Annotated in this window: 17 protein-coding genes and 3 pseudogenes; 15 read left to right on the forward strand and 5 right to left on the reverse strand. The window is 59.2% G+C overall.

Features of this window, described 5'->3' with window-relative positions; genetic code table 11:
- The first annotated feature begins 22 nt into the window (after nucleotides 1-22).
- The 6 genes and pseudogenes from CXY73_RS15535 (at nucleotide 23) to CXY73_RS15550 (ending at nucleotide 2265) form a co-directional block, all read left to right on the forward strand.
- Nucleotides 23-706, forward strand: a complete 684-nt coding sequence (locus CXY73_RS15535; RefSeq protein ID WP_199184243.1) for a GAF and ANTAR domain-containing protein — start codon at nucleotides 23-25, stop codon at nucleotides 704-706.
- A gap of 25 nt (nucleotides 707-731) precedes the next feature.
- The gene (locus tag CXY73_RS23605; protein ID WP_369831250.1) at nucleotides 732-956 is read left to right on the forward strand and encodes a hypothetical protein; all 225 of its coding nucleotides are present in this window, start codon (nucleotides 732-734) and stop codon (nucleotides 954-956) included.
- A gap of 21 nt (nucleotides 957-977) precedes the next feature.
- Nucleotides 978-1211, forward strand: a pseudogene (locus tag CXY73_RS23610) (GAF domain-containing protein); the annotation flags it as partial.
- On the forward strand, nucleotides 1197-1445 hold the full coding sequence (locus CXY73_RS23615; RefSeq protein ID WP_369831251.1) for an ANTAR domain-containing protein: 249 nt from the start codon (nucleotides 1197-1199) through the stop codon (nucleotides 1443-1445). The pseudogene CXY73_RS23610 and the gene CXY73_RS23615, both read left to right, overlap by 15 nt.
- 287 nt (nucleotides 1446-1732) lie before the next feature.
- A complete protein-coding gene (locus CXY73_RS15545) occupies nucleotides 1733-2008 on the forward strand; it encodes a type II toxin-antitoxin system Phd/YefM family antitoxin (protein ID WP_104135000.1) in 276 nt (91 codons plus the stop codon).
- Nucleotides 2005-2265: a type II toxin-antitoxin system RelE/ParE family toxin gene (locus tag CXY73_RS15550; protein ID WP_104178201.1), complete on the forward strand. Its 261-nt coding sequence runs from the start codon at nucleotides 2005-2007 to the stop codon at nucleotides 2263-2265. The genes CXY73_RS15545 and CXY73_RS15550 overlap by 4 nt, the downstream gene beginning before the upstream one ends.
- A 100-nt stretch (nucleotides 2266-2365) precedes the next feature.
- On the opposite strand, the gene CXY73_RS15555 is transcribed toward CXY73_RS15550, so the two are convergent.
- On the reverse strand, nucleotides 2366-2977 hold the full coding sequence (locus tag CXY73_RS15555) for an FAD-dependent oxidoreductase (RefSeq protein ID WP_104178202.1): 612 nt from the start codon (nucleotides 2975-2977) through the stop codon (nucleotides 2366-2368).
- 350 nt (nucleotides 2978-3327) lie between these two features.
- Between CXY73_RS15555 and CXY73_RS15560 the strand changes: the two genes are divergently transcribed.
- From CXY73_RS15560 to CXY73_RS15570, 3 genes and pseudogenes are all read left to right on the forward strand, one after another.
- Nucleotides 3328-4473 (forward strand): type I glyceraldehyde-3-phosphate dehydrogenase, encoded by a 1146-nt coding sequence (locus CXY73_RS15560; RefSeq protein ID WP_199185400.1) that lies wholly within the window; start codon nucleotides 3328-3330, stop codon nucleotides 4471-4473.
- Nucleotides 4474-4804: 331 nt separating this feature from the next.
- Nucleotides 4805-5002 (forward strand): annotated as a pseudogene (locus tag CXY73_RS15565) (IS256 family transposase); the annotation flags it as partial.
- A 294-nt stretch (nucleotides 5003-5296) separates the two neighbouring features.
- The gene (locus CXY73_RS15570) at nucleotides 5297-5890 is read left to right on the forward strand and encodes a class I SAM-dependent methyltransferase (protein ID WP_104135017.1); all 594 of its coding nucleotides are present in this window, start codon (nucleotides 5297-5299) and stop codon (nucleotides 5888-5890) included.
- A 293-nt stretch (nucleotides 5891-6183) separates the two neighbouring features.
- On the opposite strand, the gene CXY73_RS15575 is transcribed toward CXY73_RS15570, so the two are convergent.
- The 4 genes and pseudogenes from CXY73_RS15575 to CXY73_RS15595 all read right to left on the reverse strand — a co-directional run bounded on the left by CXY73_RS15575 (nucleotide 6184) and on the right by CXY73_RS15595 (nucleotide 11353).
- The gene (locus CXY73_RS15575; protein WP_104178204.1) at nucleotides 6184-7944 is read right to left on the reverse strand and encodes a pyruvate dehydrogenase; all 1761 of its coding nucleotides are present in this window, start codon (nucleotides 7942-7944) and stop codon (nucleotides 6184-6186) included.
- 699 nt (nucleotides 7945-8643) lie between these two features.
- Nucleotides 8644-9219 (reverse strand): annotated as a pseudogene (locus tag CXY73_RS23620) (recombinase family protein).
- A gap of 725 nt (nucleotides 9220-9944) precedes the next feature.
- Nucleotides 9945-10727 (reverse strand): HpcH/HpaI aldolase/citrate lyase family protein, encoded by a 783-nt coding sequence (locus CXY73_RS15590; protein ID WP_104135005.1) that lies wholly within the window; start codon nucleotides 10725-10727, stop codon nucleotides 9945-9947.
- A 35-nt stretch (nucleotides 10728-10762) separates the two neighbouring features.
- Nucleotides 10763-11353 (reverse strand): Lrp/AsnC family transcriptional regulator, encoded by a 591-nt coding sequence (locus tag CXY73_RS15595; RefSeq protein ID WP_158253012.1) that lies wholly within the window; start codon nucleotides 11351-11353, stop codon nucleotides 10763-10765.
- Nucleotides 11354-11583: 230 nt separating this feature from the next.
- On the opposite strand from CXY73_RS15595, the gene CXY73_RS15600 reads away from it, so the two are divergent.
- The 6 genes from CXY73_RS15600 to CXY73_RS21620 all read left to right on the forward strand — a co-directional run.
- Nucleotides 11584-12777 (forward strand): pyridoxal phosphate-dependent aminotransferase, encoded by a 1194-nt coding sequence (locus CXY73_RS15600; protein WP_104135007.1) that lies wholly within the window; start codon nucleotides 11584-11586, stop codon nucleotides 12775-12777.
- Nucleotides 12774-13127: a M20/M25/M40 family metallo-hydrolase gene (locus tag CXY73_RS15605; protein ID WP_104135008.1), complete on the forward strand. Its 354-nt coding sequence runs from the start codon at nucleotides 12774-12776 to the stop codon at nucleotides 13125-13127. Before CXY73_RS15600 ends, CXY73_RS15605 begins: the two co-directional genes overlap by 4 nt.
- Nucleotides 13128-13200: 73 nt before the next feature.
- Nucleotides 13201-14724, forward strand: a complete 1524-nt coding sequence (locus CXY73_RS15610; protein ID WP_158254140.1) for a Na+/H+ antiporter NhaC family protein — start codon at nucleotides 13201-13203, stop codon at nucleotides 14722-14724.
- 128 nt (nucleotides 14725-14852) lie between these two features.
- A complete protein-coding gene (locus CXY73_RS21615) occupies nucleotides 14853-15047 on the forward strand; it encodes a hypothetical protein (RefSeq protein WP_158254141.1) in 195 nt (64 codons plus the stop codon).
- A 250-nt stretch (nucleotides 15048-15297) separates the two neighbouring features.
- Entirely contained in the window at nucleotides 15298-16161 is an 864-nt protein-coding gene (locus CXY73_RS15615; protein ID WP_104178206.1) for a fumarylacetoacetate hydrolase family protein, read from the forward strand.
- A gap of 144 nt (nucleotides 16162-16305) precedes the next feature.
- The coding region (locus CXY73_RS21620; protein ID WP_158254142.1) for an IS30 family transposase at nucleotides 16306-16984 on the forward strand (679 nt) is incomplete at its 3' end.

Here is a 16984-nt window from a genome sequence, read left to right on the forward strand (position 1 = left end):
TAGGTCTGGAGGCCGGTCGATCGTGCCTGAATGGTTCAGCTCAGAAGGTGGCGTCGAAGACGTGCCCCTGTGCGCCACCTTTGTCGATGCGTTGCCCGTAACCGGTGCCGCGGTTTCGGTGTTTGGCGGGGCTGTTCCCGAAACGGTCGTCTGCGCCACCGATGGGCTGGCCGCTCGCCTCGACGAGCTCCAGTTCGATTTGGGCGAAGGTCCCCGATGGGAAGCGGCGCGCACGCGCAGTCCCGTGCTCGAACCTCGTGTGCGCGAGGGAGCGCATCCGCTTTGGCCGGTCTTTTTCTCGGCACTCTTGGATACCGAGGTGGAGGCGCTCTATGTCTTTCCGCTTATCCTCGGCGCGCTCGATGTGGGCATCGTGGAGCTCTACAGCACCACCTCTGGAGCGCTCGATCTAACCGACCGGGCGAAGGCACTCGTCCTGGCCGATCAAACGGCCTGGAACCTGTTAGATCGGCTGCTTCGAGATAAGGAAGCCACAGCTTCAGCGACGATCACTGAGGCTTCTCCCCTGTCGAGACGAGAAATTCACCAGGCTACCGGCATGGTAATAGTACAGATGAATGTCACGCCAACGGATGCGCTGCTCCTCCTCCGCGGACACGCGTTTGCGCACGGTAAGACCGTTCGCAGCATCGCCGGTGATGTCATTGCCAGGCGGCTGCAATTCACTCCGGATACTGAGCAATAAGCTGGAAAAGTCATAGAATCAACCCATGGTCAGTCAGACTCGTGCCTCGATGGTGAGCGCCGCCTTCGTGAAGTTGACGGACACTCTGGTGGGCGCATATGACGTTCTCGACGTACTGCACACCCTCGTCGAGGAATGTGTTGAGTTGCTCGACGCCTCCGCTGCCGGCCTCTTGCTGGCGGATCCGAGTGGCGAGCTGCAGGTCGTCGCCTCGACGAGCGAGGAAAGTTATCTCGTCGAAGTTTTGTAACAGCAGGCCGGAGCCGGGCCATGTGTCGATTGTTACCTCACCGGCAAGGTCGTCACCATGGGCGACATCGCCGCTTCCGGCGATACCTACCCCGAATTCAAAGCCGCCGCGCTGTCCCAGGGCTTCCGCTCGGTGCATGCCATTCCTATGCGAGTGCGTGACCGGGCAATCGGCGCTCTCAATCTGTTCCGTATCGAAACCGGCGATGTCACACCCGAAGATGCCGCCATCGGCCAGGCCATGGCTGACGTGGCGACGATCAGTATTTTGCAGGAACGCACCGTACGCGAAGACGCCATCGTCAACGAACAGCTACAACGTGCCCTCAACAGCCGCATTGTGATTGAACAGGCCAAGGGGGTCATCGCCCAGCTCAGCACCGTCGATATGGACGAAGCCTTCAAGAGGTTACGAGCTGATGCCCGCGCACGCAATCAAACCATGCGCGAGAGCGCCGAAAACGTCATCAACCGTCGCATTCGCCTCTGATCAATTTCACGCCACGATTCAGGTCAGCGACGAGTCTTGGAGCAAAGAAGATCAGCCCGAGCCATGAGTTGAAATGCAAGCCCGTGATGACAGCCGGTTCTTGTTGCTCGGGCCACGATTTGGAAACGCCGATACTTCGTCTTGGCAGCTCCGGAGTTCTTCATTTGCCCGGGCTTAATGATGCCGGAAGGACGAGCACGGAATTGCACTGTCACCATTCCAATGTCCAACCCCTGGTGGGATGCTCGTTACTTGTACAGCCCCCTCCAGGATTGGACGGTTGAGTTATGTCGACCACAATCCCCGTCACGGTCTCTGAGGCACGTGAACAACTCGCATCAATCATCGACCAGGTTCGTTCTGAGCACGAGCGTGTTTTCCTTTCGCACCGAGGTCGTCGAGTGGCGGCCGTCGTCGACGCCGATGACCTGGAGCGCCTCATCGAATTGGCCGAAGACATGGCCGACATTCGTGCCGCGGAGGAGTCCCGTGAGGAGATGCGCCACACGCAAATTGAACCGACTCCGTGGGACCAGGTAAAGGAAGACCTCGGCCTCGCATGACTTACTCCGTCCGGATCGCACCGGGCGCACAGCGGCAGCTGCATAAATGTGATCCGCCGGTTCGCCGGAGGATCCAAGCAGTGATCGATCTTCTGGCCCAGGATCCACGTCCGCCTAAAGCAATTCAACTCGTCGATGGCTCCGGTGAGTGGCGGGTGCGCACCGGCGACTACCGCATCAGCTACGAAATTCACGACGAGCAATTGGTAGTGCTGGTCCTCCGGCTCGGACATCGTCGCGACATTTACGAATCCTGATAGGAGAACCCTGTGCGGGACAAGAACCCGCGGAGACTAAGCGGATTTGTCCGCCTGATCGAGGAACAAATCGATGATGTGCCGGCATGCTGCTGGCCATTCAACCCACGGATAGTGTCCGCACGATTCGATCGTCGCGGAGGCTCCCGAAGGGGGTCTGAGTAGTAATGGATCGAAAACGTCCGCTAAGGGTTCGGTCGTTCAGTCCTGGCTGTTCGGATCGCGCAGCGGGCGGAGTTGATTGGGCGGTAGCTCGGGCATGCTGAATTGGTATCGGCCGAGGAAGTTGATGTGTTCGTGGCCGGGTGAGCTGCTGTTGTTGAGTCAGGCGCGGGTCGGCGACGCGCTGATCACCGCGCGCACTCTCCCGCCCGGCGTCGGTCCGGGCCGCATCGCGCTCGACGGTCACTGTCACTGTCACGGTCACGGTCACGGTCACGGTCACGGTTGCGGTTGCGGTTGCGACAATACTTCGTCGGGTGATGGCCTCAACCCGGGTGTATCCGCCGCCGATGAAGACGAAGGTTAGTGTCTTCGTTCGTTCGACCGGGTCATCGGCCGAGGCGGCACGGGCAATGCTGTCCAGTATCCGGTTGCGAAGGTACAGCGTCTCCTCGATCGTCTTGAAATCGACCGCGTTCTCCTCTAGGCCCGGTGTGGGAAAGGTGCGCGTAATTGCACCCAATGCGACGACCACATGTTCGTCATGCATGACGCGGATCTCCCCGTCGAGGGAAATTAAGGCTGTTGTTTTCGAGCCGCAGTCCAGCTTGTGTAAACGGTTGCAGTCCAGAAAACGGTCGTAATGCAGGCTCGACCTTACGCCGCGCGCAGCGCAGTTGTACGGTCACATTGCGCGGTTCAACTTCACCACTTGCCATTTCTGGAAGTAGCGCCATGTACGCATTGGGCGCAACCAGGGTGATCGTTATTGGTATCGAGAACAGGTGTTTCCGCAACCCTCACGCGGTGTAGGGGCCGACGTAACCGCCACCGAGAATGAGCACATGCAGCCTCGAGGCTGCATGACCCCATTAGACATCCGGTACATGCTACCGACAAGTGATCCCGGCAATGTGCTTCCGCTTGTTGACGGCAGCTGATGGAGGGGGGCAGCATGAAAGGGTGCCTATCTTGTCGTGGAAACCGGCGAGTGGAATACCGATGAGTAGAAACAGGGGATTTCAGATGCCGAAAGTTGCGATCAATGGGTTGGGTCGAATCGGGCGGGCGGCATTGAAAATTGTGCTCGAGTCGGAGGATTTGGAACTTGTTGCGGTCAACGATGTGGCATCAATTGAGAATCTTGCCTACCTGCTGCGATACGACACGGTCTACGGCCGGTACCACCGTCAGATTGTTGTGGAGGCTGATGCGCTGGTCATCGACGGCCACCGGGTGGTGGTCCTTGCCGAACGAGACCCAGCGGCGCTGCCATGGCAGGAACTCGCAGTCGACCTAGTGTTTGAATGTACTGGTGCTTTCACCCAGGCGGATGACCTGGCCAAACATATTCAGGCGGGCGCGTCGTTCGTCATCTTGTCTGCCCCGACGAAGTCCGACTCCGTCCCGACGGTGGTGCACGGGGTGAACCGGCCGGACGGGCATCCGCAGATCATCTCGTGTGCTAGTTGCACGACGAACTGCATCACACCGGTCATCGAGATCGCGACAAGGCGGCTGGGGATGGAGCGTGCGATCATGACCACAATTCATGCTCACACCGCGACCCAGCGCTTGGTCGACTCGCCGAACAACAATTTCCGACGTGGCCGCGCAGGTGGCGCGAACTTGGTACCCGCGCCGACTGGTGCTGCGCAGGCGACAATCCGGGCATTGCCGGAGCTGACCGGGCTCTTTGACGGGATTGCGATCCGCGCTCCGATCGAGGTTGGTTCCATTGCCGACATTGTCATTGTCACCTCCCGCCCGACCAGCGCAGAGGAGATCAACGCCGTGTTCACCGAGGAGGCGAAAACGCCCAGGTACCAGGGTATCCTGGGCGTTTCGGCGGACCCGATGGTCTCCTCCGACATCATCGGTGATTCACGCGCGTCCGTGGTGAACCTCGACCTGACGCAGGTGGTGGACGGCACCCTGATCAAGATCATGGCCTGGTACGACAACGAATGGGGCTTCACCCACCAAATGATCCGCGAAGCTAGGGCCACCCTCGGGCTATCGCTTAGTGGGGAAACATCTCTGTGACGAGAAATACAGTGAGGTTTCAACGTCACCTTCCACAGGTAGGGAATGTAGCTCGATCCGCGATATTGGCATTTTAGGGCAGAGAGTTTGGCTCAATTACATCCGACGTAGCCCGCTTATCTTTGGCGAGTTCGAATGGATGATGCGTATTCAAGTCAGCTGATCCGCACCGTGACGATGAATTACACCACACGGCGAGACATGACCGATCGGGCAGATCAGCCCAGACACTACGAGAGAAGCCACACTCAACGTGCTCGCGGGGACTGTCTCTTAAACGGTGTTTCCGGCCTGACGCGCTGAACGTGGGTCTGGCGGGAAAGATGCCGTGATGACGACACTTGATGCTGTGACGAAGAAAATGAAATCTGAGCCCAGCCGTGAGGCGGTGGCCGCGAAGGAATGGGTGTGCCTGGCTCAGGAGCAGGGCCTGGCCCTGGACGGGCCGAATGGGCTGCTGGGTCAGTTCACGAAAACATTTCTCGAGACCGCGCTGAACGAGGAAATGACCGATCACCTCGGCTACAAGGACGTCGTCGAACTCGACGGCGGTATGGACGCATGGGTTACATCCGGACGCATGCTGCTGTCGGAACCACCGGCCTGAGTCGTGTTGATTAATCCCCAATCCACAGGTTTGCCTAGGGTGATCGGCGTCCTTATCTCTGAGGAATCCGGAGCGGCTGTGCTATCGCTGAATTGCGTCTTTGACCGAGGAGCCCACAGCTGTGGAGTGAACTGCGGTTGGGGCGTCATGAAGGCATTTGATAACTTCGACCAGGACGTAAAGGTGCAATAGTGTGTGTCAGGGAGGCTGGTGGTCATGCCGACAATGTCTGCTCTTGAAGGTGCATTCTGCCGCAGTGCACCATGGCGTCTTGCGGCGCGTCGAGTCGTCCGGTGGGCGATACAGGGTGTTTCGCTTACCGGTGACGTTCTTGAGATCGGAGGGGGTAATGGCGCGACGGCCGCCGAGTTGGCGCGGGCAAATGCGTCGTTGCGCCTGACGATGATCGACTACGACCCCGTGATGGTTGGCGCCGCACGGAAACGTCTTGCAGAGTATCCGCACGTGGCTGCGCGCCAAGCCGACGTCACACAGCTTCCCCTCGATGACGAAACTTTTGATTTCGTTGTAAGTTTCCTGATGCTGCACCACGTTGTCGACTGGGAGAAGGCAATCGCAGAGGTCGCGCGCGTGCTCCGGCCCGGCGGTATTTTCACCGGTTATGACCTCACTGCCTCCCGAGCAGCTTCGTGGCTGCACCTCGCCGATCGCTCCCCGCATCGCCTCATCGAACGCGGGGCCTTCGAACCTGTCCTCGGACAAGTCAGACTCGATGCTGTCGGGCTGAGGTACTCCTTCGGCGGTCGAGTGCTGCGATTCACTGCACGCAAGCCTGCGTTGTCTACCTGAAATGGGCGGAGGCGTCGCAGGCAGGTCCAGGCAGGTCTCATCGACCGCGACCAGACGTCGACCCGTCAACCAGCACTGCGGCGCGTCCTTGACAGCTATTGACTGGGCGACCCGTGTCGGTAGACATGAGAAGCTACGCATAGGCGGCCACAAAATTGCTCTCTGACGGCCAGTAGAACTGCCCGTTGCACCGGACGTCACGCGAATCTGTCGTGATCGTGTCCAGAATCGGTCCGGCTCCGTGCATGGACTCGAGGAGCGCGTTTGCGACTCCGGCTGGTCGACCGGCCGATCTAACGGCGGCCAGGAAGTAGTCGCAGATTGCTCTTGGCGAGTTTAACTGCCTCGCCCGTTCCTCCATTCATGACCACCTTCGATACAGCCAGCGCGAAACCGCGAACCATCTCTCCGGTGATCGTTGGCGGAAGCGAGAGCGCCATTGGATCGGTGACCAGGTCGACGAGTGCCGGCCCGTCATGCGCGAGAGCGGCTTCGAGGACGGAACGGATGTCGGTGGGTTTCTCTACGCGTTGGCCGAAGATCTCGAGAGCGTTGGCCACGGCCGCGTAGTCGACGGAGGGCATATCGACGCCGAAATCAGGGAAACCGTCGACGAGCATCTCGACTTTGACCATGCCGAGAGTGGAGTTGTTGAAGACGATGATCTTCACTGGCAGCGCGTTGGCGGCAACGGTGATCAGTTCGCCCATCTGCATTGACAGTCCTCCGTCGCCGCACATGGCGATCACCTGCCGGCCGGGGTAGCTGAACTGGGCGCCGATGGCCTGGGGTAAGGCGTTAGCCATCGACCCATGCAGGAAGGAGCCGATCAGCCGCCGTGAGCCGTTCGGGTTGATGTAGCGGGCCTGCCAGACGTTGCACATGCCGGTGTCTGCGGCAAAAATGGCGTCTTCCGCCGCGAGGTCATCGAGCAGGGAAGCTGCGAATTCCGGATGGATCGGTATCTTCGTGTCCACGTTCTTCGCATAGGCGTCGATCACGCTGTTCAGTAGCCGATCGTGGCGCTTCAGGGTCTTGTCGAGGAATCGCCGATCGTTGCGCGGCGCGACAAGAGGAGTCACGGCCGCGATGGTGGATGCCACGTCGCCGTGCACTGGGAGGTGCACGTTTGCGCGACGGCCCAGGTGTTCGGCTCTCGCGTCCACCTGGGCGATCCGTTCAGCTGTACCGTCCGGCAGGAACTGGTCGTAGGGGAAGTCGGTGCCGAGGAGAATGAGGAGGTCGGCGTCGTGGATGCCGGCGTGCGCGGCACCGTAGCCAAGCATGCCGGTCATGCCCACGTCGAAGGGGTTGCCGTACTGGATCCATTCCTTGCCGCGTAGGGTATGCCCGACGGGAGCGGCCAGCAGGTCAGCGAACGCCACGACCTCATCGTGGACGCCGGCCACCCCAGCTCCGGCGAAGATCGCTATCCGCTCTGACTCGTTGATGGCATCAGCGAGAGCCACCACGTCGGTGTCGGCAGGTACCAGCGCGGGCCGACCCGGACGAGCCAGGTCTGGCGCTACGCCGACGGCACTTTGTTCGGCGATGTCGCCCGGGAGACTGATCACCGCGACACCCCCGAGGCTGATCGCATGCCGAAGCGCGGAGTTGACCACCCGCGGAGCTTGCGCCGCGGTGGAGATCAGTTCGCGGTAATTAGAACAGCCAACGAAGAGGCGGTCGGGGTGGGTCTCCTGGAAGTATTCGCTGCCGATCTCGAAACTGGGGATATGGCTGGCTATCGCTAGAACCGGGGCGCCACTGCGGTGGGCGTCATAGAGACCGTTGATCAGGTGCAGATTGCCCGGCCCACAGCTTCCGGCGCAGACAGCGATCTCTCCGGTGAGTTGCGCCTCCGCACCAGCCGCGAAAGCGGCGGCCTCCTCGTTGCGCACGTGCACCCAGTCGATGCCGCCCTTGGCCGACCCGCCGGTTCGCCGCACCGCATCCACGATCGGGTTCAGGCTGTCGCCGACGATCCCGTAGATGCGGCGCACTCCGGCCTGCAGGAGTTGGCCAACGAGTTGATCTGCGACGGTGCATGTCATGAATTCATTCAACGCGCCGTTGCTTCAAAGGATAGCCAAGAAGGCGTTTTCCTGTTTTTTCTCGGACGGCGCTCATATGCGGTTGTGCGAGAAGCATCGTCCCCCTGGGAAGGATTCAATAAGCCTAGAACTGTGCGCGTCGCCGTCAACGCATACGGTGTCATAGGAAAGCACGTCGCAGATGCTGCGCGTATGCAATCCAATATCGAACTCGTCATGATCAGTGACGTCGTGTCCGACTATCGAATCAAGACCGCGGTGACGCTCGGCATCCCGTCTACGCCTCGGTGGAGGAGAAATCCTCGAAGATGGCAGCGGCCGGAGTGCGTCGCTTGAGGAATACACAGCCTGCTCCATGGTGTGGACGTCATCGTGGACTGCAACCCAGTGGTAATCGGCGCGGCGAACCTCGACCACTACCGGGAAGGCGGGGTCAAAGTCGTCTTCCAAGGGGCGAGAAGCACCCGTTCACCGGGCATTCCATCGTGGCGCACGCCAATTACGAGTCGGCGTTGGATCGGGACGCCACTCGGTTCGCTTCCTGCACCACCACCGCGCGCACGCTGTCCGCGGTGCGGGACTCAAACCTGCTCAAGAAGGCTCGGGGCGTGCTCATCCAGCGGGCCACTGGCCCGTGGGAGTCCGATCACTCGAGCATCATGAACACGATGGTGCCCGAAGGAAGTGAACGGCCGCGAATCAGGGTTTGGCGAGGTCTCGGTAGATTGTGGGCCGGGTGACGCCGAATTCTTCGGCGATGTGCGCGACGGTGTGAGCCCGTTTGCCGGTGGCGTCTTTCTCTTCATACATCTCACGGGCTAGCCTGACCTGGCGGGGTCCGAGTTTGGGTTTTTGTCCGCCGGTCCGTCCTCGGGCGCGGGCCGCGGCGAGTCCGTCGCGGGTCCGTTCGGACATCAGGGCATGTTCGAATTCGGCAATGGAGCCGAGGATCTGGAAGAACATCCGCCCGGTGATGGTGGACGTGTCGATGCCCTGGTCCAAGACCACCAGATCAACCCCGCGCTCTTGGAGGATGGTGTTGGATCACTCGATGAGGTTGTCCAGCGACCGGCCGAGCTGGTCGAGTTTGGTCACAACGATTTGATCGCCGGCCCGGTTGGCGGAGAGTAGGGCCTTGTCGAGTGCGGGCAGGCGGGAGAGTGTTCCCGAGGCTGTGTCGAGGAAGACCTGTTTGCAGCCGACCTCGGTTAGGGCGTCGTGTTGGGCTTCGGGGTGCTGGTCCCGGGTAGAGACCCGGCCATATCCAATTCGCATGCCGGCAACATATTACCAACCCGGTAGCGCGTTATAGAGGCGCGTACACGGCAAGCATTACACAAACCGCCCCATGTTTTCGCGACGTACTGATCCTGTCCCGAAGTGTCTTGCGAACGATCGTTACCGAACGCCACACCCCACACGCGTTAGCGTCGGATATTCGACTAATTCACAAGCCACCCCAGCCTCGCCGTAGGCAAGAGCCATGACTGAACGCAATCCGTCGGGGTCAGCAGTTTCTGAATGGACGTAGAAGGAAGATTTCGGGCCGTGCGTCAAGAACCCGACGCTTGAGTCGGCCGATGGGGCACGCGAAAAAGGTATCGTCCTGTGCAACATGCTCGGGCCCTGCGTCTGCCAAGGATGCAATCACCGGAAGTAGCGTCCCGCGGCTGGACACGCGGGCTTTGATTTCGATATTCCTTGGCATGACCCCACTAAACCATGGCGTGACCATCGGGTGGTGAGCCGCGACTCTCCGTGAGGGGAACTCTTCGCGGGACGGTCTGCGTCTGATTCTGGCAGGGCGGATTTTAGCCGCCATGCAACACCAAACCAGGGTGGGACTCAATCAGATTGACATTCTCAACCCTGCCAGGACGATGTGGCACTTCAGAAGAGCTCTGCCATGTCAGGTGTCTATGCCGAGAACTAAGGATCCTATGGCTTACTACCATCAGCGCCGTCCGAAGTCCTGAACGGGAGGTCACCCAAGACAGGTTTCAGGCATTCAAGTCAGTCAGTGCTCCCATGGAACCCCGCGCGAGCCAAGCGACATCCGAATGCAGGGCAATGAATTCAGCGCCTACGTCCCGGTACCACCGGGCATCCTCGACGCTCACGGCAAATGCTCCGACGGACTTATTCTCCGCGTGAGCCGCTGCAATGATCCGAGCAATGGCCTCCCGCACCGCTGGGTGGGTCGGTTGGCCGAGTCGGCCCATGCTGGCCGAGAGGTCTGCGGTGCCGATGAAAAGGCAGTCGACACCTTCAACTGCAGCAATTTCCTCTACATTGCCCAGTGCTTCGGCCGACTCGATTTGGACAATGGTGCACGCTTGGGCGTTGGCCCCATTTACGTATTCCGGATCTAGCCCGAATCTTCCGCCGCGCACCAGTCCGGCGACCCCTCGAATACCGTCGTTTCCTCCGTCGGGGAAGCGCATCGCCCGAACCGCGAGCTCGGCGTGCACTGCGGTATTGACGTTCGGGACAATGATGCTTTGGCAGCCGATGTCCATGGCGCGCTTGACTAGCACCGGGTTGAGTTCGGCAATGCGGATCAGAGCCTCGGCCCGCGCCCCGGCCTCGCGTGCAGCCCCTAGCGCACGTAACTGTTCGGTGGCGCTGGCCGGATCATTGGGGGCGTGCTCTAGGTCAATGACCAGCCAGTCAAAACCAGAATGAGCCATGACCTCTGCCACGGCTGGGGAACCCAGTGTGAGCCAGGCGCCGGTGGTGGGGGTTCGGCTCGTCAAAGACTGCTTGATTGTGTTTGTACGCACTAGTGGGCTCCTCGAAAACTTGGTTGTGTTGGCGGCTAGCTGGTGATGCGTTCATGAAGCTGGCCGAGCAATTTCTCCGTGAACGATTGCTGTTTGGATTCGGCCAGGCAAAGCAGCGTCTCGGTGCGTTGGAGGGTAGGGATCTGCCAGATGGCCTCGAGTAAGATCTCGGTCAAGTGCTTATGATTCCGTACTCGGATCCTGACCAGGAGATCATAGGCGCCAGAAACCACGTTGATGTCCTCAACCTCTGCAAGCTTGGTGAGGGAATTCATCAGTAGCCCGATGTCGGTGCCGGCGACGGCAACAACCGGCAGATAGACGACCGTTGGGTAGCCTAAGCGTGCCCAGTCGACCTGGACGGTGTATTGCTGGAGAATACCGACCCTCTCCAGGCGGGCTATGCGTTCCCCCACGGCCGGCGCTGACATGTTAACATGGCGGGCCAGCGTGCGCTGGGATTGGCGAGCATCAGTGGCAAGCAGCTGCAATAGTGCAATGTCCACGGCATCATAGTTCTCCTCGTCGGGAACCGGGCGAATAGCCTGCCGGAGACTCCCTAGTGGCGCCCGCCCCTTCGCCGTGGCGTCCTGATGCTGCTCAGCCATTTCCGTTGTCGCGTCCATGCTTACATTCCTTCGTTTCATGGCCTCAACGAGGTTCCATACATGACCTTACATTTGAAAGGTAGTCGATTTCAATACTTTTCGAAAATTAGGTTTATTTGCTTTTCTATTGACATTTGATCATCACGTGATTCACAGTTAAGCACAATATTTCGATCGGGCTTCGCAATGTCCGTCAAACCATAACTGCGGCGACCATTCCAGACCGCGGGCGAAAGGAAGCTAACGCTATGTCTTTCCCGGTAGCTCTTACCAGCTGGGACCTCAGGGCTCGCACCCAGGTCCAGCAGCTCCGTTCCTCGGCAATCCGCGAGGTCGCCAACGCCGCCATCGGCACCGCGGGCGTATTGCCCTTCTGGTTCGGCGAACCCGACGAGCCCACGCCGCAGGACATCCGCGACGTCGCCACTCGTGAGATCAATGCCGGAAACGTCTTCTACGTCCAGACTCTAGGAACCCCTGCTTTACGCGAATCACTGGCTGCTTACATCACCCGCCTGCACGGCCGTGGCTCAGTCGACCAAATCGCCGTCACCAGCTCCGGAACGTCAGCTTTGATGACGGCGGTCCAGGCTGTCGTCGGTTACGGCGACCACGTGGTTGCCGTAACACCATTGTGGCCAAACTTGGTGGAAATTCCCAAGGTGCTCGGCGCACGGGTAGAAACAGTCTCGCTGGATTTCAAAGCCACAGGCTGGAACCTAGATGTCCAGAAGTTGATTGACAAGCTCACCCCCGATACCCGGGCCTTGATGCTGAACTCCCCGAACAATCCCACCGGCTGGGTTATCGATGTGGAAGACCAGCGCACCATCTTGGAGCACTGCCGTCGAAATGGCATTTGGATCATCTCCGATGATGTGTATGAGCGCTACTACTTCGAGGGCGTCAGTGCCCCCACCTTCTTAGACATTGCCGATGAGGCAGACCGAGTCATCAGCTGCAACTCATTCTCCAAGACCTGGCTCATGACTGGCTGGCGCATCGGCTGGATCGTGGCACCGAAGCAGACCCTGCCCGAAATTGGAAAGCTCCTTGAATTCTCAACTACCTGCACCCCTGGATTTATCCAGGCGGCCGCCGAACATGCCCTCAACTATGGCGAACCAGTCATCGAGCGCACCCTCGCGAGACTAAAGACCGCCCGCGACCACCTGCAGACCCAGCTTTTAACCATCCCCGGCATCGAGTTGGCGGCCGCCGCACCGGGGGCCATGTACAGCTTCTTCAAAGTCTCCGGCGTCACTGATTCGCTGGCATTCTGCCGCGACCTGATCTCCGAAACCGGCCTCGGGCTCGCCCCTGGTATCGCGTTCGGCCCCGAGGGCGAGGGCTATCTTCGCTGGTGCTTCGCCAGCGAACTGCCCCGCATCGACGACGGCGTGGCCCGACTACGCAGCTACATGGAACGGGGCCGCCAATGAGTTCCGTCCGCGCCCCGCGCGGCCTCAACTGGCTCTCCACACTCATCGGTTTCGACACCACCAGGCGATGCTCAAACGTAGCCTTGATCAACGACGTCGATGCCAACCTGCGTTCCCTGGGAATTGAACCCCTGGTGGTCCCCTCCAGCGACAAGAGCAAGGCCAACCCCTTTGCCACGCCTTCGGCCGCGGACGGATCTACCCACGGTGGAGTGATGCTCTCGGGCCACACCGACGTGGTGCCCGTGGACGGACAAGACTGGCACTCCGCCCCTTTCACCGCGGAGGTCCGTGATAGGAGGCTCTACAGCCGCGGCTCGCATCAAATTGGTTTGTCTCCCATGTCGTGATCCGGCCCTGAAGCGTTTCACCATCGTTCGTTCAGCAATAAATTTGTTCAGCGTCAATTGGAAAGGAAAATCTGTGCCTCAATCATTTGACCGCGATTCCAAGAATGACCCGAGAGGACTTCTTCGGTATTATATCGGCGCAGCAGGGGCTTTTATCGGACCACTTATCCTTGCCGCAGCAAGTATCACTTTCTTTGTGGTATTCCAGGTTTTCGACCTTACTGGTCTGGCTGTGGCAGGCTTCATCGGACTGTTTGCCAGTTCGTGGCTTGCTCGCAATCAACAGCATTTTTGGGACGCAGCCATCGCCGGAATTGCATCTCGTACATCTGCGACGTTGTTGCTGCTGATGCTTCTGGTGGGGATGCTTGGTCAGATGTTCAAAGCAACCGGCGTTTCACAAGGTTTTATTTGGTTAGCCGAAATTGGACACGTCAATGGTGGCGTTTTCGTGATGCTCACGTTCCTGATTACATGCGCAATCGCGATGGCCACGGGCTCGTCCTTAGGGACAATGTTCACGATGTTTCCCATTATGTATGCTTCAGGAGTGGCAATCGGTGCAGATGCTGTCCTGCTCGCGGGGGCCATCCTTTCAGGGGCCATTTTTGGCGACAACCTGGCACCGATTTCTGACACTACGGTTATTTCTGCAACGACGCAAAAATATCGCCGCCGGGCAGGAAATGCAGAGATCGGTGGAGTGGTAAAGGCGCGAACACGCTACGCGCTACCAGCAGCGGGGATCAGCGCAATTATGTTCTTGGCTTTCGGTCTGATGACGCAGGGGAATACCGCTAGCACATCCGACAAGAGCATGGGTGACCCCCTCGGTCTAGTCATGCTTATTCCCGTTGCTGTGCTTATCGCCATTGCATTTTGGAAGCGGGATCTCTACCTTGCTGTCGGTGTAGGTATGGCCTTGGGCACTGCCTTGAGCCTTGCCACAGGCCTTGTCGATATCAATGGTGTGCTGGGCGCGGTAGATGGTGTCCCCACCGGTTATCTCGTGGATGGCTTGTCTGGTATGTTGCCACTCATTGGCCTGCTGGTTGCTGTGTTCGGGATGATTGGAATCATCGAAGCATCAGGGATTTTTGACAAGATCATTTCCGCGGCCGCCGGATCACGTTTCGGTCGAAGCCCTCGGGGGATTGAGAGCATGATTGCCGGCACGTCGATTATTACGACGGTCATTTTTGCAGGATTGAATGGCCCAGGAATGATGTTCGCTGGGCCAGTGACGGACAGGATCGGTGCCACGGTTGAGCTGCATCCATATCGTCGATCTAACATTATGGACTGTTTCACCATGGGTGTGGGCGTTGTAGTACCCATCGCGAGCTCTTTCCTGCTCGTTGCAAGCCTCAATACCCAAGGGTATGAAGGTGTTCCAGAGCTGAGTATTTTCCAAGTCTTAACCGGCGCCTTTTACCCGTTCGTCCTAACAGCCATCATGGTCTTCTCCGTGGTAGCAGGATGGGGCAGAAGCTATGAGGGGCCAGACGGGGCAGAGCTCAGGAATCTTGATAGTGACGCGTCACTCGAACCAGGTCGAATCGAACCCGCCCTGATTACAGCCCAGGATCGCATCTAGCAGTCATAGACAGGCGCGAGTGCCCACCCTCGGCGTTCAGATTGCCCGTATTCACCTACGCAAGGTGGAATGCTATTCCAACTTGTGTAGGTGGAGATGGACGATTCGAAATCAAATGGATGATGCCGGTGGAAAAGGCGCCCGAGCCAATGTGGTCGCCGCTGGGCGGATTGAATCAGGATATCCGTTCGGGTCCGGACCCTGAACATTTTGACGCCGTCAATATTGCAGTCCTGCAGCACCTTTCGGTGGATTCCGCCAGTCACAGCGAACTCTTGCAAAACCGGTTGGGATGTCTGCACCTGCCGTCGGGGAAAGGGTGACGCGACTTAAGCGATTGGGGTTGCTCCGCTGCCACATAAGCATGTGGGGAGGAGCATCGCCTGAACAGATTGTCGAGTTCTCGTCGCTGCATGTGGATCTTTTTCTGCTTAGTTCAGATGTCTTAATCCTTGCCCAGAGAGCGGCGGACGTTCTAGCCAGCGTTGCCGCGATCTAGGGCTGCTGCTGCTGATAACGGCGTTAGTGCCTAAGTCTCAGACCCTTTCATCGCCCTACAATCGGAGGTAAATCATGCTCATAGGAACCGTCAACAACCGGGCCTTCTTGATCCGAACTGCAGGAGGTCAGGTTCGGGGCCTCGACATCGCACAAACCAGCCAGGAGCGCTTCAGTTCCCAGACCACGAAGTTGCTGGATGACTGGGCGCTGTTACACGAATGGGCGAGATCATTGGATTTCGAGGGGGCTGGTGCACGGACTGTCGAAGCCTACGAATTGGAGGCTCCTATCGTCTCGCCCCGGCAAGTATTCGCAATTGGCATGAACTACAAAGACCACGCCGCGGAGGTCAACCTCGAACTGCCCACGACACCGGCAGTGTTCACCAAGTACGTCTTGTCACTCACCGGCGCAGTAGACACAGTGGAGCTCCCCAGCGAATCTGTCGACTGGGAAGTGGAGCTGGTAGCAGTGATCGGCATAGGAGGCCGAGATATTCCCGAAAGTGCGGCGCTGGAGCACGTGGCCGGCTACATGGTGGGACAAGACCTTTCCGACCGTGCCCTGCAGTTCGCCGGCGGTGGCGCACCCCAGTTCTCCGTCGCCAAATCCTATAAAGGCTTTGCGCCCACCGGTCCATGGATCACATCCAGTGACGAGATCGCCGACCCCGGCAATCTAACTATGAGATTCTCACGCGGTGACGAGGTGCTTCAGCACGGCAGCACAAGCAACCTGGTATTCGATATTCCCTACTTGATTCACCACCTATCTTCAATAGTCCTGCTTTACCCGGGGGATCTCATCTTCACGGGGACGCCCGACGGGGTAGGTTTTGGCCGTTCTCCACAGAGGTACCTTCTCCCTGGCGATGAGCTGGTCAGCTCTATCGAAGGCCTCGGAGAGATCCGCCAACGTTTCGTCCCCAGAAGCTAGGGCGGCTTCAAGGGGTCGTAGCAACACCGTATGAGTGAGGTGTTGTTGATGGCGTCGAGAGTGGTGTTGAAGGATCGCGAGAACTTGTTTTGGGATCGGGTCCGTGAGGGGATATCGGCGGCGGCCGCGTGCGAATCTATAGGAGTGAATCGCAGACAGGGATATCGGTGGATCAAGGCCGCTGGCGGGCGAATACCCGTTCCGGCCGTTGCGTCTTCGGGACGCTATTTGGGCCAAGAGGAACGTCTGCGCATCGCAGATCTGCGGCTTGGTGGTGCCGGCGTTCGCGCGATCGCACGGGATCTGGGGCGCTCCGCGTCGACGATTAGTCGGGAGTTGCGTCGCAACTCCCACCCGACAACGCGCAGCTACCGGCCGTATGCCGCGCAGAAACGCTGCGTGATCAGAGCGGGCCGGCCCAAGCCGAGCAAGCTCGACGACCGACTGCTTGCCGCTGCCGTGGAGGAGCGGTTGCGGAAGAACTGGAGTCCGCAGCAGATCAGCGGCGACCTCGCGGTCGTGTTCGCCGGGCAGGACGAACTGCAGGTATCCCACGAGACGATCTATCAAAGCCTCTACGTTCAAGGCCGTGGTTACGTTGAAGTTCACCTGCACCGGCACCTGCGACGGGGCCGATCAGCGCGGAAACCGCGGGCCACGCAGCTGACCGCGGCGGGTAAAATTCGCGACAAAGTGATGCTGAGCGAACGGCCCAAAGAGGCCAACGACAGGCTGGTCGCCGGGGCATTGGGAATCTCAATGTCTTTGTCAAGCGGTTTTGAGCATCGGGATCTCGGCTGGTTCCTGGTAGAGGGTGTGGTCG

Source organism: Cryobacterium sp. Y50 (genome assembly GCF_002929805.1).
Lineage (GTDB): Bacteria > Actinomycetota > Actinomycetes > Actinomycetales > Microbacteriaceae > Cryobacterium.

What these genes read in the sequence shown, in the direction of transcription:
- CXY73_RS23605 (WP_369831250.1), top strand. Translation starts at nt 732, where the DNA reads ATGGTCAGTCAGACTCGTGCCTCGATGGTGAGCGCCGCCTTCGTGAAG.
- CXY73_RS23615 (WP_369831251.1), top strand. Translation starts at nt 1,197, where the DNA reads ATGGCTGACGTGGCGACGATCAGTATTTTGCAGGAACGCACCGTACGC.
- CXY73_RS15545 (WP_104135000.1), top strand. Translation starts at nt 1,733, where the DNA reads ATGTCGACCACAATCCCCGTCACGGTCTCTGAGGCACGTGAACAACTC.
- CXY73_RS15550 (WP_104178201.1), top strand. Translation starts at nt 2,005, where the DNA reads ATGACTTACTCCGTCCGGATCGCACCGGGCGCACAGCGGCAGCTGCAT.
- CXY73_RS15555 (WP_104178202.1), bottom strand. Translation starts at nt 2,977, where the DNA reads ATGCATGACGAACATGTGGTCGTCGCATTGGGTGCAATTACGCGCACC.
- CXY73_RS15570 (WP_104135017.1), top strand. Translation starts at nt 5,297, where the DNA reads ATGCCGACAATGTCTGCTCTTGAAGGTGCATTCTGCCGCAGTGCACCA.
- CXY73_RS15575 (WP_104178204.1), bottom strand. Translation starts at nt 7,944, where the DNA reads ATGACATGCACCGTCGCAGATCAACTCGTTGGCCAACTCCTGCAGGCC.
- CXY73_RS15595 (WP_158253012.1), bottom strand. Translation starts at nt 11,353, where the DNA reads ATGGACGCGACAACGGAAATGGCTGAGCAGCATCAGGACGCCACGGCG.
- CXY73_RS15600 (WP_104135007.1), top strand. Translation starts at nt 11,584, where the DNA reads ATGTCTTTCCCGGTAGCTCTTACCAGCTGGGACCTCAGGGCTCGCACC.
- CXY73_RS15605 (WP_104135008.1), top strand. Translation starts at nt 12,774, where the DNA reads ATGAGTTCCGTCCGCGCCCCGCGCGGCCTCAACTGGCTCTCCACACTC.
- CXY73_RS15615 (WP_104178206.1), top strand. Translation starts at nt 15,298, where the DNA reads ATGCTCATAGGAACCGTCAACAACCGGGCCTTCTTGATCCGAACTGCA.